Below are 14,786 nucleotides of genomic sequence, written 5' to 3' on the forward strand. Positions count from 1 at the left end.
TCATAACAAGTCTCGCTGTTTAAGATAGTGCCGGAAAGCATACTTTTCAGTATAAAATTCGGAATGACGACACTATCACAGGTTTCTGCCAGCTACTCCCTTGAGTAGTACTATTATACCAAATTTTGGGGAGTTTTCAAGGATTAAAATCCGATGAAACACTATCTATATCAAAAGTACGATCACTGATAATATACCTAGGACGGCGTTTTGTCTCCAGATAAATCTTTCCAACATACTCACCAATTACACCCAAACTAATCAATTGAACTCCACCAAGTAGGCTAACTATTACATAAGTGCTCGCCCAGCCAGCCACAACCGTACCAGCAAACTTACTCCATATAACCCAAATAATCAATAGAAAACTAAAGAGTGACGTCAAAACACCAAGGCTTGTAATCAACCGAATCGGTTTGATTGATAAACTGGTAATTCCATCCATAGCTAAACCAAGCATTTTAGAAAGTGGGTAATGGCTCTCGCCAGCAATTCGTTCATGGCGCTTATACGAAACGTAAGAATATTTAAAGCCAACTAAAGGCATTAAACCACGAAGAAAAAGATTGACTTCAGTAAATTTTTCTAATTCCTTTAAGAATCTTTTAGAAACCAATCGATAGTCGGCATGATTAAAAACAACTTCTGCTCCAAATAAGCGTAGTACCTTATAGAAACCTTCAGCTGTAATTCGTTTAAAAGCAGAATCCGTGTCACGATTATCCCGTACACCATAGACAATTTCCGAACCACTTTTATACTCCGAAACCATATTGTCCATGCAATTAATGTCATCTTGTCCATCAGCATCAATGGTAATGACTATATCAGCAAACTGAATAGCTTCATACATACCTGCAAGAACGCTACTCTGATGCCCCCTATTACGACTTTGCGACACACCAACTACAGAAGGAATGGAATTAGCATAACTTTCAATCAGTTCCCAAGTCCGATCCTTACTACCATCATTTACATACATGATTTTACTAAGAGGATGGATTTCTTCTTTCTTTACTAATTGTTCAATTTTTTCAACAAACATTGGATTAGTATGTGGTAAGACTTGCTCTTCGTTATAACATGGAATAACTATATATAAAATTGGCTTTTGTCTACTCATCTTTTTCTCCTAATCTTTTTAACCCAAAAGGAAAGTTAGTTCCTCTAAACATCCTGACTATCAATTCACAGCCCAAAATTGTCAATATGGCTACAAAAATTGTTGTTATATATTGATTAACAAAAATTCCAGTATATTTAGTAGACAACTCTTTAACTAATTTTTCTACCAATACCAGAACTATCGGCGAATGGACTCCATAATAAATCAATGTTTTTTGTCCGATTGATTTCATAATGGAACTCTCTGGAAGTGTTTTAAAAAATATAAGAACACTCCAAATTCCTGAAATAGCTGCCAAGTAAAATAAGAAATGATTTCCAATTTGCTGATAATACAAATCAACAATTTGATAGCCACTCACTCGATAGTTTAGTTTACTACTATAATTGGTAAGAATAAGGCCTATCGGTAAAAAGTAAATTGAAAAATACTTTTCTAATTGATGTAAATTATTCTTAGTCCATACTCCCAGTAAGATGAAAATCAGAGCAACAGGAACTAAATCAATATTCCAAATCAAATAATACTCCCTATTATATACCTTCTGTCCAAGATAAACTAAAACCAAGAGAGATAGGATTATTATCACCCACTGACCCACATTCCATCTTCTCTTTAAAATAAAGTAGCTAAAAACATGAGACAAAAACAAAACATTCAAAAACCACAATTGAAAATAAATATGCAAACGATCTGAAAGCAGTAACTGTTTTATAAAATGAAGAATATTGAAACTCAAAACTTGATCAGGGTACATGACAAAAAGTTGAAACAGAAAAACAAAACTATTCAACAGGAAAAAAGGAACGACTAAACTCTTTACCTTATTTAAACAATAGCCTGAGAAAGTTTCATACTTTCTAATATTCAAAGTAAAACCAGATAAGAAAAAGAACAATGGTATGTGGAATGCATAGAGAAGCAACTTAGCATTATTTGGGACGAAGCTACTATGTCCAATGATAACTAATATAATCGCTAAACCTTTAGACATATCTATGTAACCAATTCGGTTCTTCATACTATCCTCCTGTTCCTAATTTTAATCGATAAACGCTCATATCTGAAGTGACTGATTCAACTTCCTCAAAGTAAACATCCTTCTGATAATGTTCTTTCATAATTTTTTTAACACTATCCATATTCCCTGAGGAAGTGGACCAAAAGAAGAGAATATTCTGATTGTTGATTGCAGAAGACAACAGATTTTCAGGATCTTCAACTCCGTATTTCTTCATTTGTTGATAATAATGAGGAGAAAAAGTTTGCCAATTCCCTAATGTTGTCGTATTTGTCACTAACTGATTAGATCTTAATTTAAATGTTGACAATGTAGGCTGTGAAGTTACCAGAGTACCATATCCACCAAAAATAATAAGTTTATCTGAATTTTTCTGTACAAGATCTTGGTATTCTGATACTATTGACGATTGAATATAGGGAAACCAATACAGTTCTTGTCCAAGCTTATTTATCCATACCGCTCCTCCTAGTATTCCCATTATTTGTATGCTAAGAAACACCTGCCTCTTATCAAATAAACTTCTTTTTTCATAAAATGATCGAGCATAAAAAATAAATACTAATAAAAAACATACTATTAGAGGGATATATACGCGCTCTACTACCCTCTGTCTAACAAAAAGAGCTCCAATTAAAAGTAAAGGGAAAATCGGTACAAACCATCCGTATAGCTTCTTAGGCTTAAAAATCAAAAACCAACCAATCAGCATTAAAGAGAAGGTTGTCAGAATACTATTCTTAAAAAAATCTGATATCATTTGATGCAGATTAAACGAGTATTTCTCTGGAAGAGAACGAACAGATTGAATGTTTGTTAAAAGAGTATTACTTAAAGCTTTTTTTTCAGCAAATAACCAATAGGTGGAGACATTCAAATCATTCTCACTTACCCCCAAAGCTTTAAATTCATTCGCATGTCTTTGATAATCAATAGCAGGATAATCTCTCAAATTCGTACTTAGGGAATTCCATATCAAATACTCCTGTACATCAGCTTTCCCCAGTGTATATAGTCTATTGGAAGCAAAAATGAGTAAAATGACACTAAATAATAAAACAATTTCTTTTCTTTTTTTAGAACATATCCACTCAAAGATCAGAAAAGGGAATAACAGTAAAATAAAGCTAGATATAATCTGAGGTCTAATTGATAAACCAATGAATAATAGTGATAGTCCTGAAATATACCTTTTGTCAAATAGTAAAAAAGTTGCTGCTGTAGCTGATAAATATGCAATAACGGAAAAAGAAAAATATTTAATAAGTATCAATTGAGCTAAAAACACTATTGGAAGCAAAAGATACAGTTTTTTCTTATAAAAAAAGATTGCATAGACACCAAAACTAATACAGTAAATACTAACTAAAAAACAAAAATAAATATTCCAATTTGTAAAAATTTGTTGCAATAAAACTAAACCGGAAGATAATAGAATTCCCATATAAGGTAATAACATATTTCCCCCAGATAATATAGTTTGATTTACCATGATATCATCTACAACAGGATATTCAAAACCTCTCATTGATATATAGAAATAAAAAAATAAAAATGGCAAAAATAAAAAACTTAAGTTAAGTAGCCTACTGACCATATTTTTATTTATCATTACAAGCTCTCTTTCGAATAAATATTATCCTTCAATTCTATCATATTTCCTAAAAAAAAAAAGCATTTTCTGCTTTGTATTTTCTTAGTTTTAGCTTAGTTTTATCCGTCCTATTTGAATTTTCCCTTGAAAACCAGTATAATGGTAGAATGCTATGTGACTAGAAAGGAAGTTGAATGAAGCAATCTATCTCAAATCTCAAGTTAGCTGAACGTGGGGCCATTATCAGTATTTCGACCTATTTGATCTTGTCTGCAGCCAAATTAGCAACTGGTCATCTTCTTCATTCATCCAGTTTGGTAGCCGATGGTTTCAACAACGTGTCGGACATCATTGGAAATATTGCCCTCTTGATTGGAATTCGAATGGCCCGCCAACCTGCTGACCGAGACCACCGTTTTGGCCACTGGAAGATTGAGGATTTGGCTAGCTTAATCACTTCCATCATCATGTTCTATGTTGGTTTCGATGTACTTCGGGATACCATTCAAAAAATTCTCAGTCATGAAGAAACGGTCATTGACCCTCTTGGTGCAACCCTAGGAATCATTTCTGCAGCGATTATGTTTGTAGTTTATCTCTACAATACTCGCCTCAGTAAGAAATCCAACTCCAAGGCCCTCAAGGTTGCCGCTAAGGACAATCTTTCTGACGCTGTCACCTCACTTGGTACTACTATTGCCATCCTAGCTAGCAGTTTCAATTATCCCATTGTGGATAAACTGGTTGCTATCATCATCACCTTCTTTATCTTGAAAACTGCCTATGATATCTTTATCGAGTCTTCCTTTAGTCTTTCAGATGGTTTTGACGACCGTCTGCTTGAGGATTATCAAAAGGCCATTATGGAAATTCCCAAAATCAGCAAGGTTAAGTCCCAAAGAGGTCGTACCTACGGTAGCAACATCTACCTGGATATTACGCTAGAGATGAACCCTGACCTGTCTGTTTTTGAGAGTCATGAAATCGCGGATCAGGTCGAGTCTATGCTGGAGGAACGTTTTGGGGTTTTTGATACCGATGTCCATATTGAGCCAGCGCCTATCCCTGAAGATGAAATTTTAGACAATGTCTATAAAAAATTGCTTATGCGCGAGCAATTGATTGATCAGGGAAATCAACTGGAAGAATTCTTGGCTGACGATTTTGTCTATATTCGTCAAGATGGAGAACAGATGGATAAAGAGACCTATAAAGCCGAAAAAGAGTTGAATTCTGCTATCAAGGACATTCAAATCACTTCCATCAGTCAGAAGACCAAACTCATCTGCTATGAGTTAGATGGTATCGTCCATACCAGTATCTGGCGTCGCCACGAAACTTGGCAAAATATCTTTCATCAAGAAACTAAAAAAGAATAGAGAAATCCTGTCATGAGACGGGATTTTTCTATTCTTCTAGCTATCAAAGTCACTTAGATACTCATAGCGTTCGTATTTTTCAAGGAGTGCTTCGTTTTTCTCATCTAGCTCTTTCTGAAGAGTAGCCAGTTTGCCAAAGTCAGAGCCGTTGGCCTGCATTTCCTCTTCAATAGCAGCGATACGGTTTTCCAAGGCTTCAATATCACCTTCAATACTTGCCCACTCCTGCTTTTCTTGGTAAGTCATGCGTTTCTTGTCTTCTCTGACCTTGACCACTTTTTCCTTTTCGGCTTTTTGCACCTGATTGGCCATCTCTGTTTCAAAGACTTTTTCATCAAGATAATCGGTATAATGACCAAAGAAAGGACGAATCTTGCCATCCTCAAAAGCGAGAATCTTAGTCGCTACCTTATCCAAGAAATAGCGGTCGTGACTAACAGTCAAAACTGGACCAGCAAAGCCTTGCAAGAAATTCTCCAAAACTGTCAAGGTCGCAATATCTAAGTCATTTGTCGGTTCGTCCAAGAGAAGAACATTTGGTTTTTCCAAGAGCAGTTTGAGGAGATAAAGACGTTTTTTCTCTCCCCCAGACAATTTCTCAATCAAGGTTCCATGCGTCGAACGTGGGAAAAGAAACTGCTCCAGCAGCTCTGCAATCGAAGTCGTAGAACCACCGCTGGTCTTGACCTCCTCTGCCACTTCCTGCAGGTAATTGATCACTCGCTTACTTTCATCCAAGTCCTCAATTTGCTGAGAGAAATAGGCGATACGAACTGTTTCTCCAATCACAACTTGCCCTGCTGTCGGTTCAAGACTTCCTGCAATCAAGTTAAGGAGAGTCGATTTCCCAACACCGTTGTCCCCAACGATTCCAATACGGTCTTTAGCCTGCACCAAGAGATTAAAATCTTGCAAAATGGGCTTGTTTTCATAGGCAAAGGTAACATCCTGAAACTCGATGACTTTCTTCCCAATACGACTGGTTTCAAAGTTCATGGTCAAGTCTGTCTCAGCAACTCCGCCTGAAACTTCCTTTTTCAGGTCGTGGAAACGATTGATACGAGCCTGCTGCTTGGTCGCACGCGCCTGCGGTTGTCTGCGCATCCAGGCCAATTCTTGCTTATAAAGTTGTTCCTTTTTGTGGAGAAGAGCCGCATCGCGCTCGTCCTGTTCCGCCTTAAGGCGAACATAATCCTGATAATTTCCCTGATATTCGGTCAAGCCTGCTCGGTCCAACTCGAAAATCCGTGTTGACAAAGCGTCTAGGAAATAACGATCGTGGGTAATAAAAAGGACGGTCTTCTTGGAATTTTTCAAAAAGAGGGTCAGCCACTCAATAGTCGCAATGTCCAGATGGTTGGTCGGCTCATCGAGAAGCAAGAGGTCGTGGTTGCCAAGTAAGACTTGCGCCAACTGAACTCGTCTTCTCAGACCACCTGACAATTCCCCAACTGGAGTGGATAAGTCCTGAATACCCAGCTTACTAAGAACCGTCTTGACCTGACTCTCAATTTCCCAAGCTTGGAGGGAGTCCATTTCTGCCATGACTCGTTCCAAACGCGCCTGCTTGTCCTCACTGTAGTTGAGCATGAGAAGTTCATACTCACGAATAAGCTGGATTTCCTTGAGGTCGCTAGATAGAACCGTATCCAAGACCGTCTTGCTATCATCAAAATCAGGATCTTGAGTCAAGTAACCAATCTGGTAATCATTCTTAGCTGAAAAGGGACTAACATCCCCATCAAATCCAGAAACACCAGAAAGAACATCTAAAAGGGTGGTCTTACCAGTCCCATTGACACCGATTAAACCAATTCTATCCAAGTCATGGATGATAAAGGAAATATCCTTAAAAACGGTCTTATCACCGACGGATTTACTTAGTTTTTCAACGATAAAATCACTCATTTTTTCTCCCTTAGATAAGCATGGATGGCTTGACGGTCATTTTCCAATTCTCCATCGACAATAGCAAACTCAATCTCTGTTAAAATCTCTCCCAAGTCTGGTCCCGGCTGATAGCCATATTCCTTGATCAAAATACCACCATTAATCTGAATTTCTTTCTTATCATGAATGGTCAGACTCTGGTAAGTTTCTGTGATGGCTTGTGGGTTGACTTCTTTTCCTTGGGCCTGACGAAGATTTTCAGCCTGTAAAAGCAAATTCAAGTCAAATCGGTAACAATCACGCTTACTCAATTTTCCCTTTTCACGCAAGGCCAAAATAGTCAGTAAATCCTGTACCTGCTTGGCAAACTGACGTGAGGTCTTCCAAGCCTTCAAAAAGGGCTGTGCATTTTCAATCTCCAAAGCCCACAGTAGAGCCGCCCAAGCTTGCTCTGAAGATTCAAAGGTGAAATCAGTCTCTAAATCAAACAGTCTGTTGAGCTTGTCCTGGCTAGCTGCCATACCAGGGAGATAGTCATAAGCTTGACTCTCAATCATGGAAGCCAAGCCCCTTCTCCAAAACGGAGCCAGCAAGAGTTTATCAAACTCGACGAAGGTACGCTCTACAGAAATTTTCTCCAAAAGCGGCGTTAAGGTCTTCATAGCTTTAAATGTTTCTGACTCAAGTTCAAAGCCAAGGCTGGCCTGAAAACGGAAACCACGCATAATCCGCAGAGCATCTTCGTTGAAACGCTCACTAGCCACTCCAACTGCTCGTAAGACTTGATTTTCCAAATCTTCTAAACCATGGAACAAGTCAACAATTTCTCCTGTCTCATCCAAGGCAAAGGCGTTGACTGTGAAATCACGGCGTTTGAGGTCTTCTTCTAGCGAACGCACAAAGGAAACCGCACTTGGTCTGCGATAGTCCACATAGACATCCTCTGTCCGAAAGGTGGTTACCTCATACTCCTCATCCCCATCTAAGACCAAGACGGTTCCGTGCTCGATTCCGATATCAGCTGTTCGCGAAAAAATCTGCTTGGTCTCCTCTGGATAGGAAGACGTCGCAATATCCACATCGTGGATGGGACGATTGAGGAGGGCATCTCGAACAGAACCTCCAACAAAATAGGCCTCAAAACCTGCTTCTTTAATTTTTTCTAATACTGGTAAAGCCTTCTGAAATTCAGAAGGCATTTGCGTTAATCTCATAATAAGTGTTCTAATCCATAGACAAGCTCATGACGCTTGACAACTTCTTTAATTCCCAAATTGACCCCTGTCATGAAGGAGCTGCGATCATAGGAGTCATGACGGAGTGTCAATCCTTCTCCCTGATTGCCAAAAATGACTTCCTGATGTGCTACCAAGCCTGGCAAACGAACTGAGTGGATGCGCATGCCATCAAAGTCAGCACCACGGGCACCTGCAATCAATTCTTCCTCATCAGACGCACCTTGCTGGATAGACTCTCTAACTTCTGCCATCAACTCAGCTGTTTTAATGGCTGTTCCACTAGGAGCATCCTTTTTCTTGTCATGATGGAGCTCGATAATCTCCACATTTGGGAAATATTTGGCAGCCTGCGTCGCAAATTGCATAAGCAAGACAGCACCCAAGGCAAAGTTAGGAGCAATCAAACCACCCAAATCTTGAGCACGAGAAAATACTTTTAGCTCTGCAATTTCTTCACTAGTAAAGCCTGTCGTTCCAACTACTGGAGCAAAGCCATTTTCAAGAGCAAAACGTGTATTTTCGTAGGCAACAGCTGGAGTAGTAAAATCTACCCAGACATCCGCTTCAAAGCCTGCTAAATCAGCCTTATCCTTGAAAACAGGAATACCCTGCCATTCTGACTCAGACTCAAAAGGATCCAAAACTGCTACCAAGTCCAAGTCTGGATCAGCCAAGACCATCTGACAAGCAGCTTGGCCCATCTTTCCCTTAAAACCAGCAATAATTACTCGAATACTCATCTCTACTCCTGTCTAAGATACAAAGGACGTTAGCTGCCCATGAAAAATAGGGAATGGCGCTGACTTTCCACGAAAGGCCAGACAGGCATCTTTTTTCAAGAGGCAGGTAGTCCGTGTTCAATTGCTAAGATACAAAACCTGTAGGAACACAAAGTGAAAATAGGAGTTTTGATCAAGAAGTGTCTACTCCTTGGAAGAACTATCTTTTTCACAGAGGGTTCCAGGCGTGTTCAACTGCTAACTTCTTAACTAGTATAAAAGTGGCAACTAAATCACTGGAATATAACCCAGAGCAATGCTTCCTGCTCCTAGGTGGGTTCCAATGACACTACCAAATGTAGCTAGTGAAATATCTGAACTCAAGCCAGACTCAACCAAGTGCTGACGCAATTCCTCAGCCTTTTCAGGAGCATTCCCATGAATGACAATGACCCGGTATTGACCTGAAGCCGTTGTTTCCTTGATAATTTCAATTAAGCGCTTGGTTGCTTTCTTTTCAGTACGAACTTTTTCGTACACTTCAATCACACCTTGGTCGTTGAAATAAAGGATTGGCTTAATGCTTAGCAGATTGCCCAAAATGGCAGCCCCATTTGAAAGACGTCCACCTTTTACCAAATGATCCAAATCATCTACCATGATAAAGGCTGACGTACGGCTGATTTGAATGGCTAGCTTATCCTGAATGCTGGCAAAATCATCGCCATGGTCACGCCAATTAAAGACGCTTTCAACCATGATACCCAGAGGAGCACTTGTAATCAAAGTGTCTGGAAAGGCAATGGTTAAGCCCTCATAATCATCGACCATGTACTGGATATTTTGGTAAAAACCTGAAATTCCAGAAGATAGGAAAAGTCCCAAGGCATGGGTATAACCTTGTTCTTTGAGCAAAGTTAAGATTTCATCTAACTTGGCAATACTTGGCTGACTAGTCTTAGGCAATTCAGAAGCCTGAGCCATTTTTTGGTAAAATTCCTCAGCAGTCAGATTGATACCTTCGACATACTCCTCACCATCAATATTGACAGGAATATCCAAGACATACAAATCTTCTCTTTGCAAGGTCTCTGCACTGAGATAGGCAGAAGAATCTGTGATAACAGCTAGTTTCATATTAGAACTCCAAATTGATTCCTGGTAAGTCTAATGCAATTTCAGTTACTTCGTAAGTCAAACGGTTGAGCATATTCAAACATGGACGAGCCAAAGTTTCCACTTCTTCTTGGCTCAATTCACTTGGTTCATTGACAATACGGCCATCGATATGATTTACCTGTGAAATGGTTCCACTGATGACGAACTTATCAAATACAATCATAAATGTCAAGATGACAATCAAGGAAGTCACTTGATTTTCTTGATCATGTTGGAGCAATTGGAAGTTCACATCCACCTTAGTTTCAGGAGCTCCATTTTCATTTTCCCATTCAAAATTACGCGCATCAAAATGATACTGACTAACAAATTCTTGTTCACGTTTAAGATTCATGTCTTTCTCCCTCGGCTACAATATTATAAGCTATTGTACCATAATTTTTTATTTTCATCTAGTTTTCTAGGATTTAGTCAATCCCAATTTCAGCTCGAACTACGTCTGCGATGGTATCAACATAGTAGTCTACTTCTTCTGTTGTAGGCGCTTCTGCCATAACACGCAAAAGAGGCTCTGTTCCACTTGGGCGAACAAGAATACGACCATTCCCTGCCATTTCTTCTTCCATCTTCTCGATGATAGCCTTGATAGCTGGCACTTCCATAGCCTTTTCCTTCATGGCATTTTCCACTCGGATATTAACTAATTTTTGTGGGTAAATGGTTACTTCTGCTGCCAACTCTGACAGGCTCTTACCAGTTTCCTTTATGATTTTTGTCAATTGAACAGCAGATAATTGACCATCACCTGTTGTATTGTAGTCCATCAAGATGACGTGACCAGACTGTTCACCACCGAGGTTGTAGCCTGATTTTCTCATTTCTTCAACAACGTAGCGGTCGCCAACTGCAGTTACTACCTTGTTAATACCTTCACGGTCCAAGGCCTTGTGGAAACCAAGGTTGGACATCACAGTCGTCACGATTGTATTTTGGGCCAATTGTCCTTTTTCAGAAAGGTATTTTCCGATGATGTACATGATTTTATCACCATCGACGATGTCGCCATTATCATCGACAGCAATCAAACGGTCACTGTCTCCGTCAAAGGCCAAACCGATAGCTGAGCCGCTTTCTTTGACCACTTCTTGAAGGGCTTCTGGGTGGGTTGAACCAACATTAAGGTTGATGTTAAGACCGTCTGGTGTTTCCCCTATAATAGTCAATTGAGCTCCAAGGTCTGCAAAGATTTGACGGGCACTTGTAGATGCTGCACCATTGGCTGTGTCCAAGGCAACCTTCATTCCTTCAAGAGGGGTTCCAGTTGAAACAAGGTATCCTTCATACTTACGCAAGCCTTCTGGATAATCTACCAAGGTTCCCAAGCCTTCTGCACTTGGACGAGGAAGAGTGTCTTCATCAGCATCTAGCAGGGCTTCAATTTCTGCTTCTTTTTCGTCATCTAGTTTGAAGCCATCACCACCAAAGAACTTGATTCCGTTATCAAGGGCTGGATTGTGGCTAGCAGAAATCATGACACCCGCACTGGCTCCCTCAGTTTTGACCAAGTAAGCTACTGCTGGTGTTGCAAGGACACCAAGTTTGTAGACGTGAATCCCTACAGAGAGGAGACCTGCCACCAAGGCAGATTCTAGCATTTCCCCTGAAATACGTGTGTCACGTCCTACAAAGACTTTCGGTGCTTCCGTTTCATGTTGACTAAGAACATAGCCTCCAAAACGTCCTAGTTTAAAGGCCAATTCTGGTGTTAGTTCTACATTAGCTTCTCCACGGACTCCATCAGTCCCAAAATATTTACCCATTTTTATAAAATCCTTTTCATATTTTTAATTCGTTTTTGAACTAGTTGTTTTCGTTGACGAAGATGTCTCCGATGAACTACTTGTACTTGAATTTGATGTGCTTGAACTTGGTGTCACAGGCTTTGTAGTGACCTTCATTGTCGTATCAAACGGAGTGATAACTACTGGTAAGACTACCCCGTTGCGGTCGATTGCCTGCAAAGGTACTGAACCACTATAGTTACCTGTAATCCTTTCGCTGGTTGGTAAAAGCGCAATAACTTTGTCAATCTTAGCTAATGTTTCCTGGTCAGTTGTGACCGAAACTCGTTCGTTTGACACGGTTACACTATCAATTTGTAGCTTAGGATCAATCTGGCTTTGGTCAACTTGTGGCACAACAATCATCCCATCTCGCTTAACCTTCTTCCCAACTTTCACTGTAATCTTTTGAGGCGTTGCCACAGCGGTCAATCCACTTGGAAGATTTTCAATGTTCAAGGGAACTTCAATCGTTCCAACACTAGCATCTGTCAAATCCGCTGTGACCTTAAACTTACGAGTGCTTTCCTGCATTTCACTGGCCAAGGTCACACGATTGGCACCTGTCAGTACAACTGAAACCTCTGATGCAAATCCGCTGATGAAATACTGGTCATTATCATAGTGAATATCGATGGGAACATTTGCTATCGTATTGGTGTAGGTTTCTGATTTGACCTGCCTTACCGTATTGTTATTTTGAAAATTAGTCGATGTTGCATAGATGAATAAGACACAAGCAAAAAAGAGAGATGAAATGATATATAGACTATTTTTTCTCATATTTCCAACCTCCTAGCAAACGGTCCTTGAAACTGATTTTTTCCTCAACAGCTGGCAAAAGAATTGCTCGTAGCTCTGCTTCAAATTCTTCAATCGTCAAGTCGTGCTTGAAAACACCGTTATAGGTAATAGAAATGCCACCTGTTTCCTCTGAGACGATGAAGGTCAAGGCATCGGATACTTCTGACAAACCGATAGCTGCCCGGTGTCTGGTCCCAAATTCCTTGGAAATCCCTGTGCTTTCTGTCAAGGGCAGGTAGGCAGAAGTTACCGCAATCCGATTTTCTCTGATAATCACAGCACCGTCATGTAGAGGAGTGTTGGGGATAAAGATATTAATGAGGAGTTCAGCTGAAATATTGGCATCCAAGGGAATACCTGTCGCAATGTATTCTTGCAAGGTCCGAACTCGTTGAATGGCAACCAAAGCACCAATCTTACGAGGACTCATATATTCAACTGACTTGACAAAGGCACGAATCATTTTCTCTTCTGCACTAATTTGAGTAGTAGAAAAGAAATCTGTCGCCCTTCCCAAGCGTTCCAAACCAGTTCGAATCTCTGGAGAGAAGATAACAACCGCAGCAATGACTCCATAAGTGATAATCTGATTAATCAGCCAAGAAATCGTTGTTAAACCAAGGATATTGGCCACGACCTGGGCTAATACAAAAATCAAGACCCCCCGTACCAAAATCATAATCTTGGTGCCAGCTATCGCTTTTGTAAAACGATATAAAATATAGGCCACAATCAAAATATCAAACAGATTGATGGCAATACTCCAAGGACTAGAAAACAAGCTAGTCCAATATTGCAGGTTGGATAATTGTTGAAAGTTCATCTGCTGTCTCCTCTCTGTCCAAACACGTTCCTTTCTATTATACCATTTTTCTGACATTTTTTTCCCTATCCTACTTCATTTTAAATTAAAGAAAAATATGATAAAATAAACTGACTAGAAAAAACAAAGGAGAAACCATGTCTCAACTATATGATATTACCATTGTAGGTGGTGGTCCCGTCGGGCTTTTTGCAGCCTTCTATGCCCACTTACGCCAAGCCAAGGTCCAAATCATCGACTCTCTTCCCCAACTAGGTGGACAACCTGCTATTCTCTACCCTGAAAAGGAAATCCTAGACGTACCAGGTTTCCCAAACCTAACTGGAGAAGAGTTGACCTACCGCTTGATTGAACAGTTAAACGGCTTTGATACCCCTATTCATCTCAATGAAACGGTTCTTGAGATTGAAAAACAAGAAGAAGGCTTTGTCATCACAACTTCTAAAGGAAGTCACCTGTCTAAAACTGTTATCATCGCTATGGGGGGCGGTGCCTTTAAACCACGTCCGCTGGAACTAGAAGGCGTTGAGGGCTATGAAAATATCCACTACCACGTTTCCAACATCCAGCAATACGCTGGTAAGAAAGTGACGATTCTTGGTGGAGGAGACTCGGCTGTGGATTGGGCTTTGGCTTTTGAAAAAATCGCACCAACTACCCTTGTCCACCGCAGAGATAATTTCCGTGCCTTGGAGCACAGTGTCCAAGCCTTACAGGAATCATCTGTGACCATCAAGACACCATTCGTCCCTAGCCAACTCCTTGGAGATGGAAAAACGCTCGATAAACTTGAAATCACAAAAGTCAAATCTGATGAAACCGAAACGATTGACCTAGACCACCTCTTTGTCAACTATGGTTTCAAATCTTCTGTCGGTAACCTTAAAAACTGGGGTCTGGACCTCAACCGTCACAAGATTATCGTCAACAGTAAACAGGAATCTAGCCTAGCAGGTATCTATGCTATCGGTGACTGCTGCTACTATGACGGAAAAATTGATCTGATTGCGACAGGGCTTGGAGAAGCACCAACTGCTGTCAATAATGCCATCAACTACATTGACCCTGAACAAAAAGTACAACCAAAACACTCTACTAGTTTATAAAAAGAACCACGAGTCCTACGATTCGTGGTTTTATAGTTCATCAGCTAATTTGTTAGATCATATCTTTCCCTTCTTCTAGCACAAATAAAAATGCCTATCAAACTGATAAATCATGTGATATAATAG

The 14,786-nt window shown here is 39.9% G+C and carries 13 protein-coding genes; 2 read left to right on the plus strand and 11 right to left on the minus strand.

Features of this window, described 5'->3' with window-relative positions; all coding sequences use genetic code 11:
- Positions 1-136 precede the first annotated feature (136 nt).
- From B7695_RS00965 to B7695_RS00975, 3 genes are read right to left on the minus strand one after another with little or no spacing between them, the layout of a single operon-like run.
- Entirely contained in the window at positions 137-1,123 is a 987-nt protein-coding gene (locus B7695_RS00965; protein WP_084889355.1) for a glycosyltransferase family 2 protein, read from the minus strand.
- Complete coding sequence (locus tag B7695_RS00970; protein WP_084889356.1) at positions 1,116-2,147, minus strand: acyltransferase family protein; 1,032 nt, start codon at positions 2,145-2,147, stop codon at positions 1,116-1,118. The genes B7695_RS00965 and B7695_RS00970 overlap by 8 nt, the downstream gene beginning before the upstream one ends.
- A 1-nt stretch (position 2,148) precedes the next feature.
- On the minus strand, positions 2,149-3,759 hold the full coding sequence (locus B7695_RS00975; RefSeq protein WP_084889357.1) for a hypothetical protein: 1,611 nt from the start codon (positions 3,757-3,759) through the stop codon (positions 2,149-2,151).
- Between the two features lie 176 nt (positions 3,760-3,935).
- On the opposite strand from B7695_RS00975, the gene mntE reads away from it, so the two are divergent.
- Positions 3,936-5,120: a CDF family manganese efflux transporter MntE gene (gene mntE / locus B7695_RS00980; protein ID WP_084889358.1), complete on the plus strand. Its 1,185-nt coding sequence runs from the start codon at positions 3,936-3,938 to the stop codon at positions 5,118-5,120.
- A 36-nt stretch (positions 5,121-5,156) separates the two neighbouring features.
- Here the strand turns inward: mntE and B7695_RS00985 are convergent, their stop codons facing one another.
- The 8 genes from B7695_RS00985 to cdaA all read right to left on the minus strand — a co-directional run bounded on the left by B7695_RS00985 (position 5,157) and on the right by cdaA (position 13,554).
- Complete coding sequence (locus B7695_RS00985) at positions 5,157-7,028, minus strand: ABC-F family ATP-binding cassette domain-containing protein (protein ID WP_084889359.1); 1,872 nt, start codon at positions 7,026-7,028, stop codon at positions 5,157-5,159.
- Positions 7,025-8,224, minus strand: coding sequence for a CCA tRNA nucleotidyltransferase (locus B7695_RS00990; protein ID WP_084889360.1), 1,200 nt, complete (start codon positions 8,222-8,224; stop codon positions 7,025-7,027). The genes B7695_RS00985 and B7695_RS00990 overlap by 4 nt, the downstream gene beginning before the upstream one ends.
- A complete protein-coding gene (gene dapB, locus B7695_RS00995; protein ID WP_084889361.1) occupies positions 8,221-8,988 on the minus strand; it encodes a 4-hydroxy-tetrahydrodipicolinate reductase in 768 nt (255 codons plus the stop codon). Before dapB ends, B7695_RS00990 begins: the two co-directional genes overlap by 4 nt.
- Positions 8,989-9,255: 267 nt before the next feature.
- Positions 9,256-10,104, minus strand: coding sequence for a DegV family protein (locus tag B7695_RS01000; RefSeq protein WP_084889362.1), 849 nt, complete (start codon positions 10,102-10,104; stop codon positions 9,256-9,258).
- 1 nt (position 10,105) lies between these two features.
- Positions 10,106-10,480, minus strand: coding sequence for a DUF1149 family protein (locus B7695_RS01005; protein WP_001050087.1), 375 nt, complete (start codon positions 10,478-10,480; stop codon positions 10,106-10,108).
- Positions 10,481-10,553: 73 nt separating this feature from the next.
- On the minus strand, positions 10,554-11,906 hold the full coding sequence (glmM, locus tag B7695_RS01010; protein ID WP_084889363.1) for a phosphoglucosamine mutase: 1,353 nt from the start codon (positions 11,904-11,906) through the stop codon (positions 10,554-10,556).
- A gap of 24 nt (positions 11,907-11,930) precedes the next feature.
- Positions 11,931-12,710, minus strand: coding sequence for a CdaR family protein (locus B7695_RS01015; protein ID WP_084889364.1), 780 nt, complete (start codon positions 12,708-12,710; stop codon positions 11,931-11,933).
- Entirely contained in the window at positions 12,697-13,554 is an 858-nt protein-coding gene (gene cdaA, locus B7695_RS01020) for a diadenylate cyclase CdaA (RefSeq protein ID WP_084889365.1), read from the minus strand. Before cdaA ends, B7695_RS01015 begins: the two co-directional genes overlap by 14 nt.
- A gap of 137 nt (positions 13,555-13,691) precedes the next feature.
- Between cdaA and B7695_RS01025 the strand changes: the two genes are divergently transcribed.
- Positions 13,692-14,660, plus strand: coding sequence for an NAD(P)/FAD-dependent oxidoreductase (locus B7695_RS01025; protein ID WP_084889366.1), 969 nt, complete (start codon positions 13,692-13,694; stop codon positions 14,658-14,660).
- Positions 14,661-14,786: the final 126 nt, after the last annotated feature.

It is taken from the genome of Streptococcus mitis (assembly GCF_002096845.1).
GTDB classification, from domain to species: Bacteria; Bacillota; Bacilli; order Lactobacillales; family Streptococcaceae; genus Streptococcus; species Streptococcus mitis_A.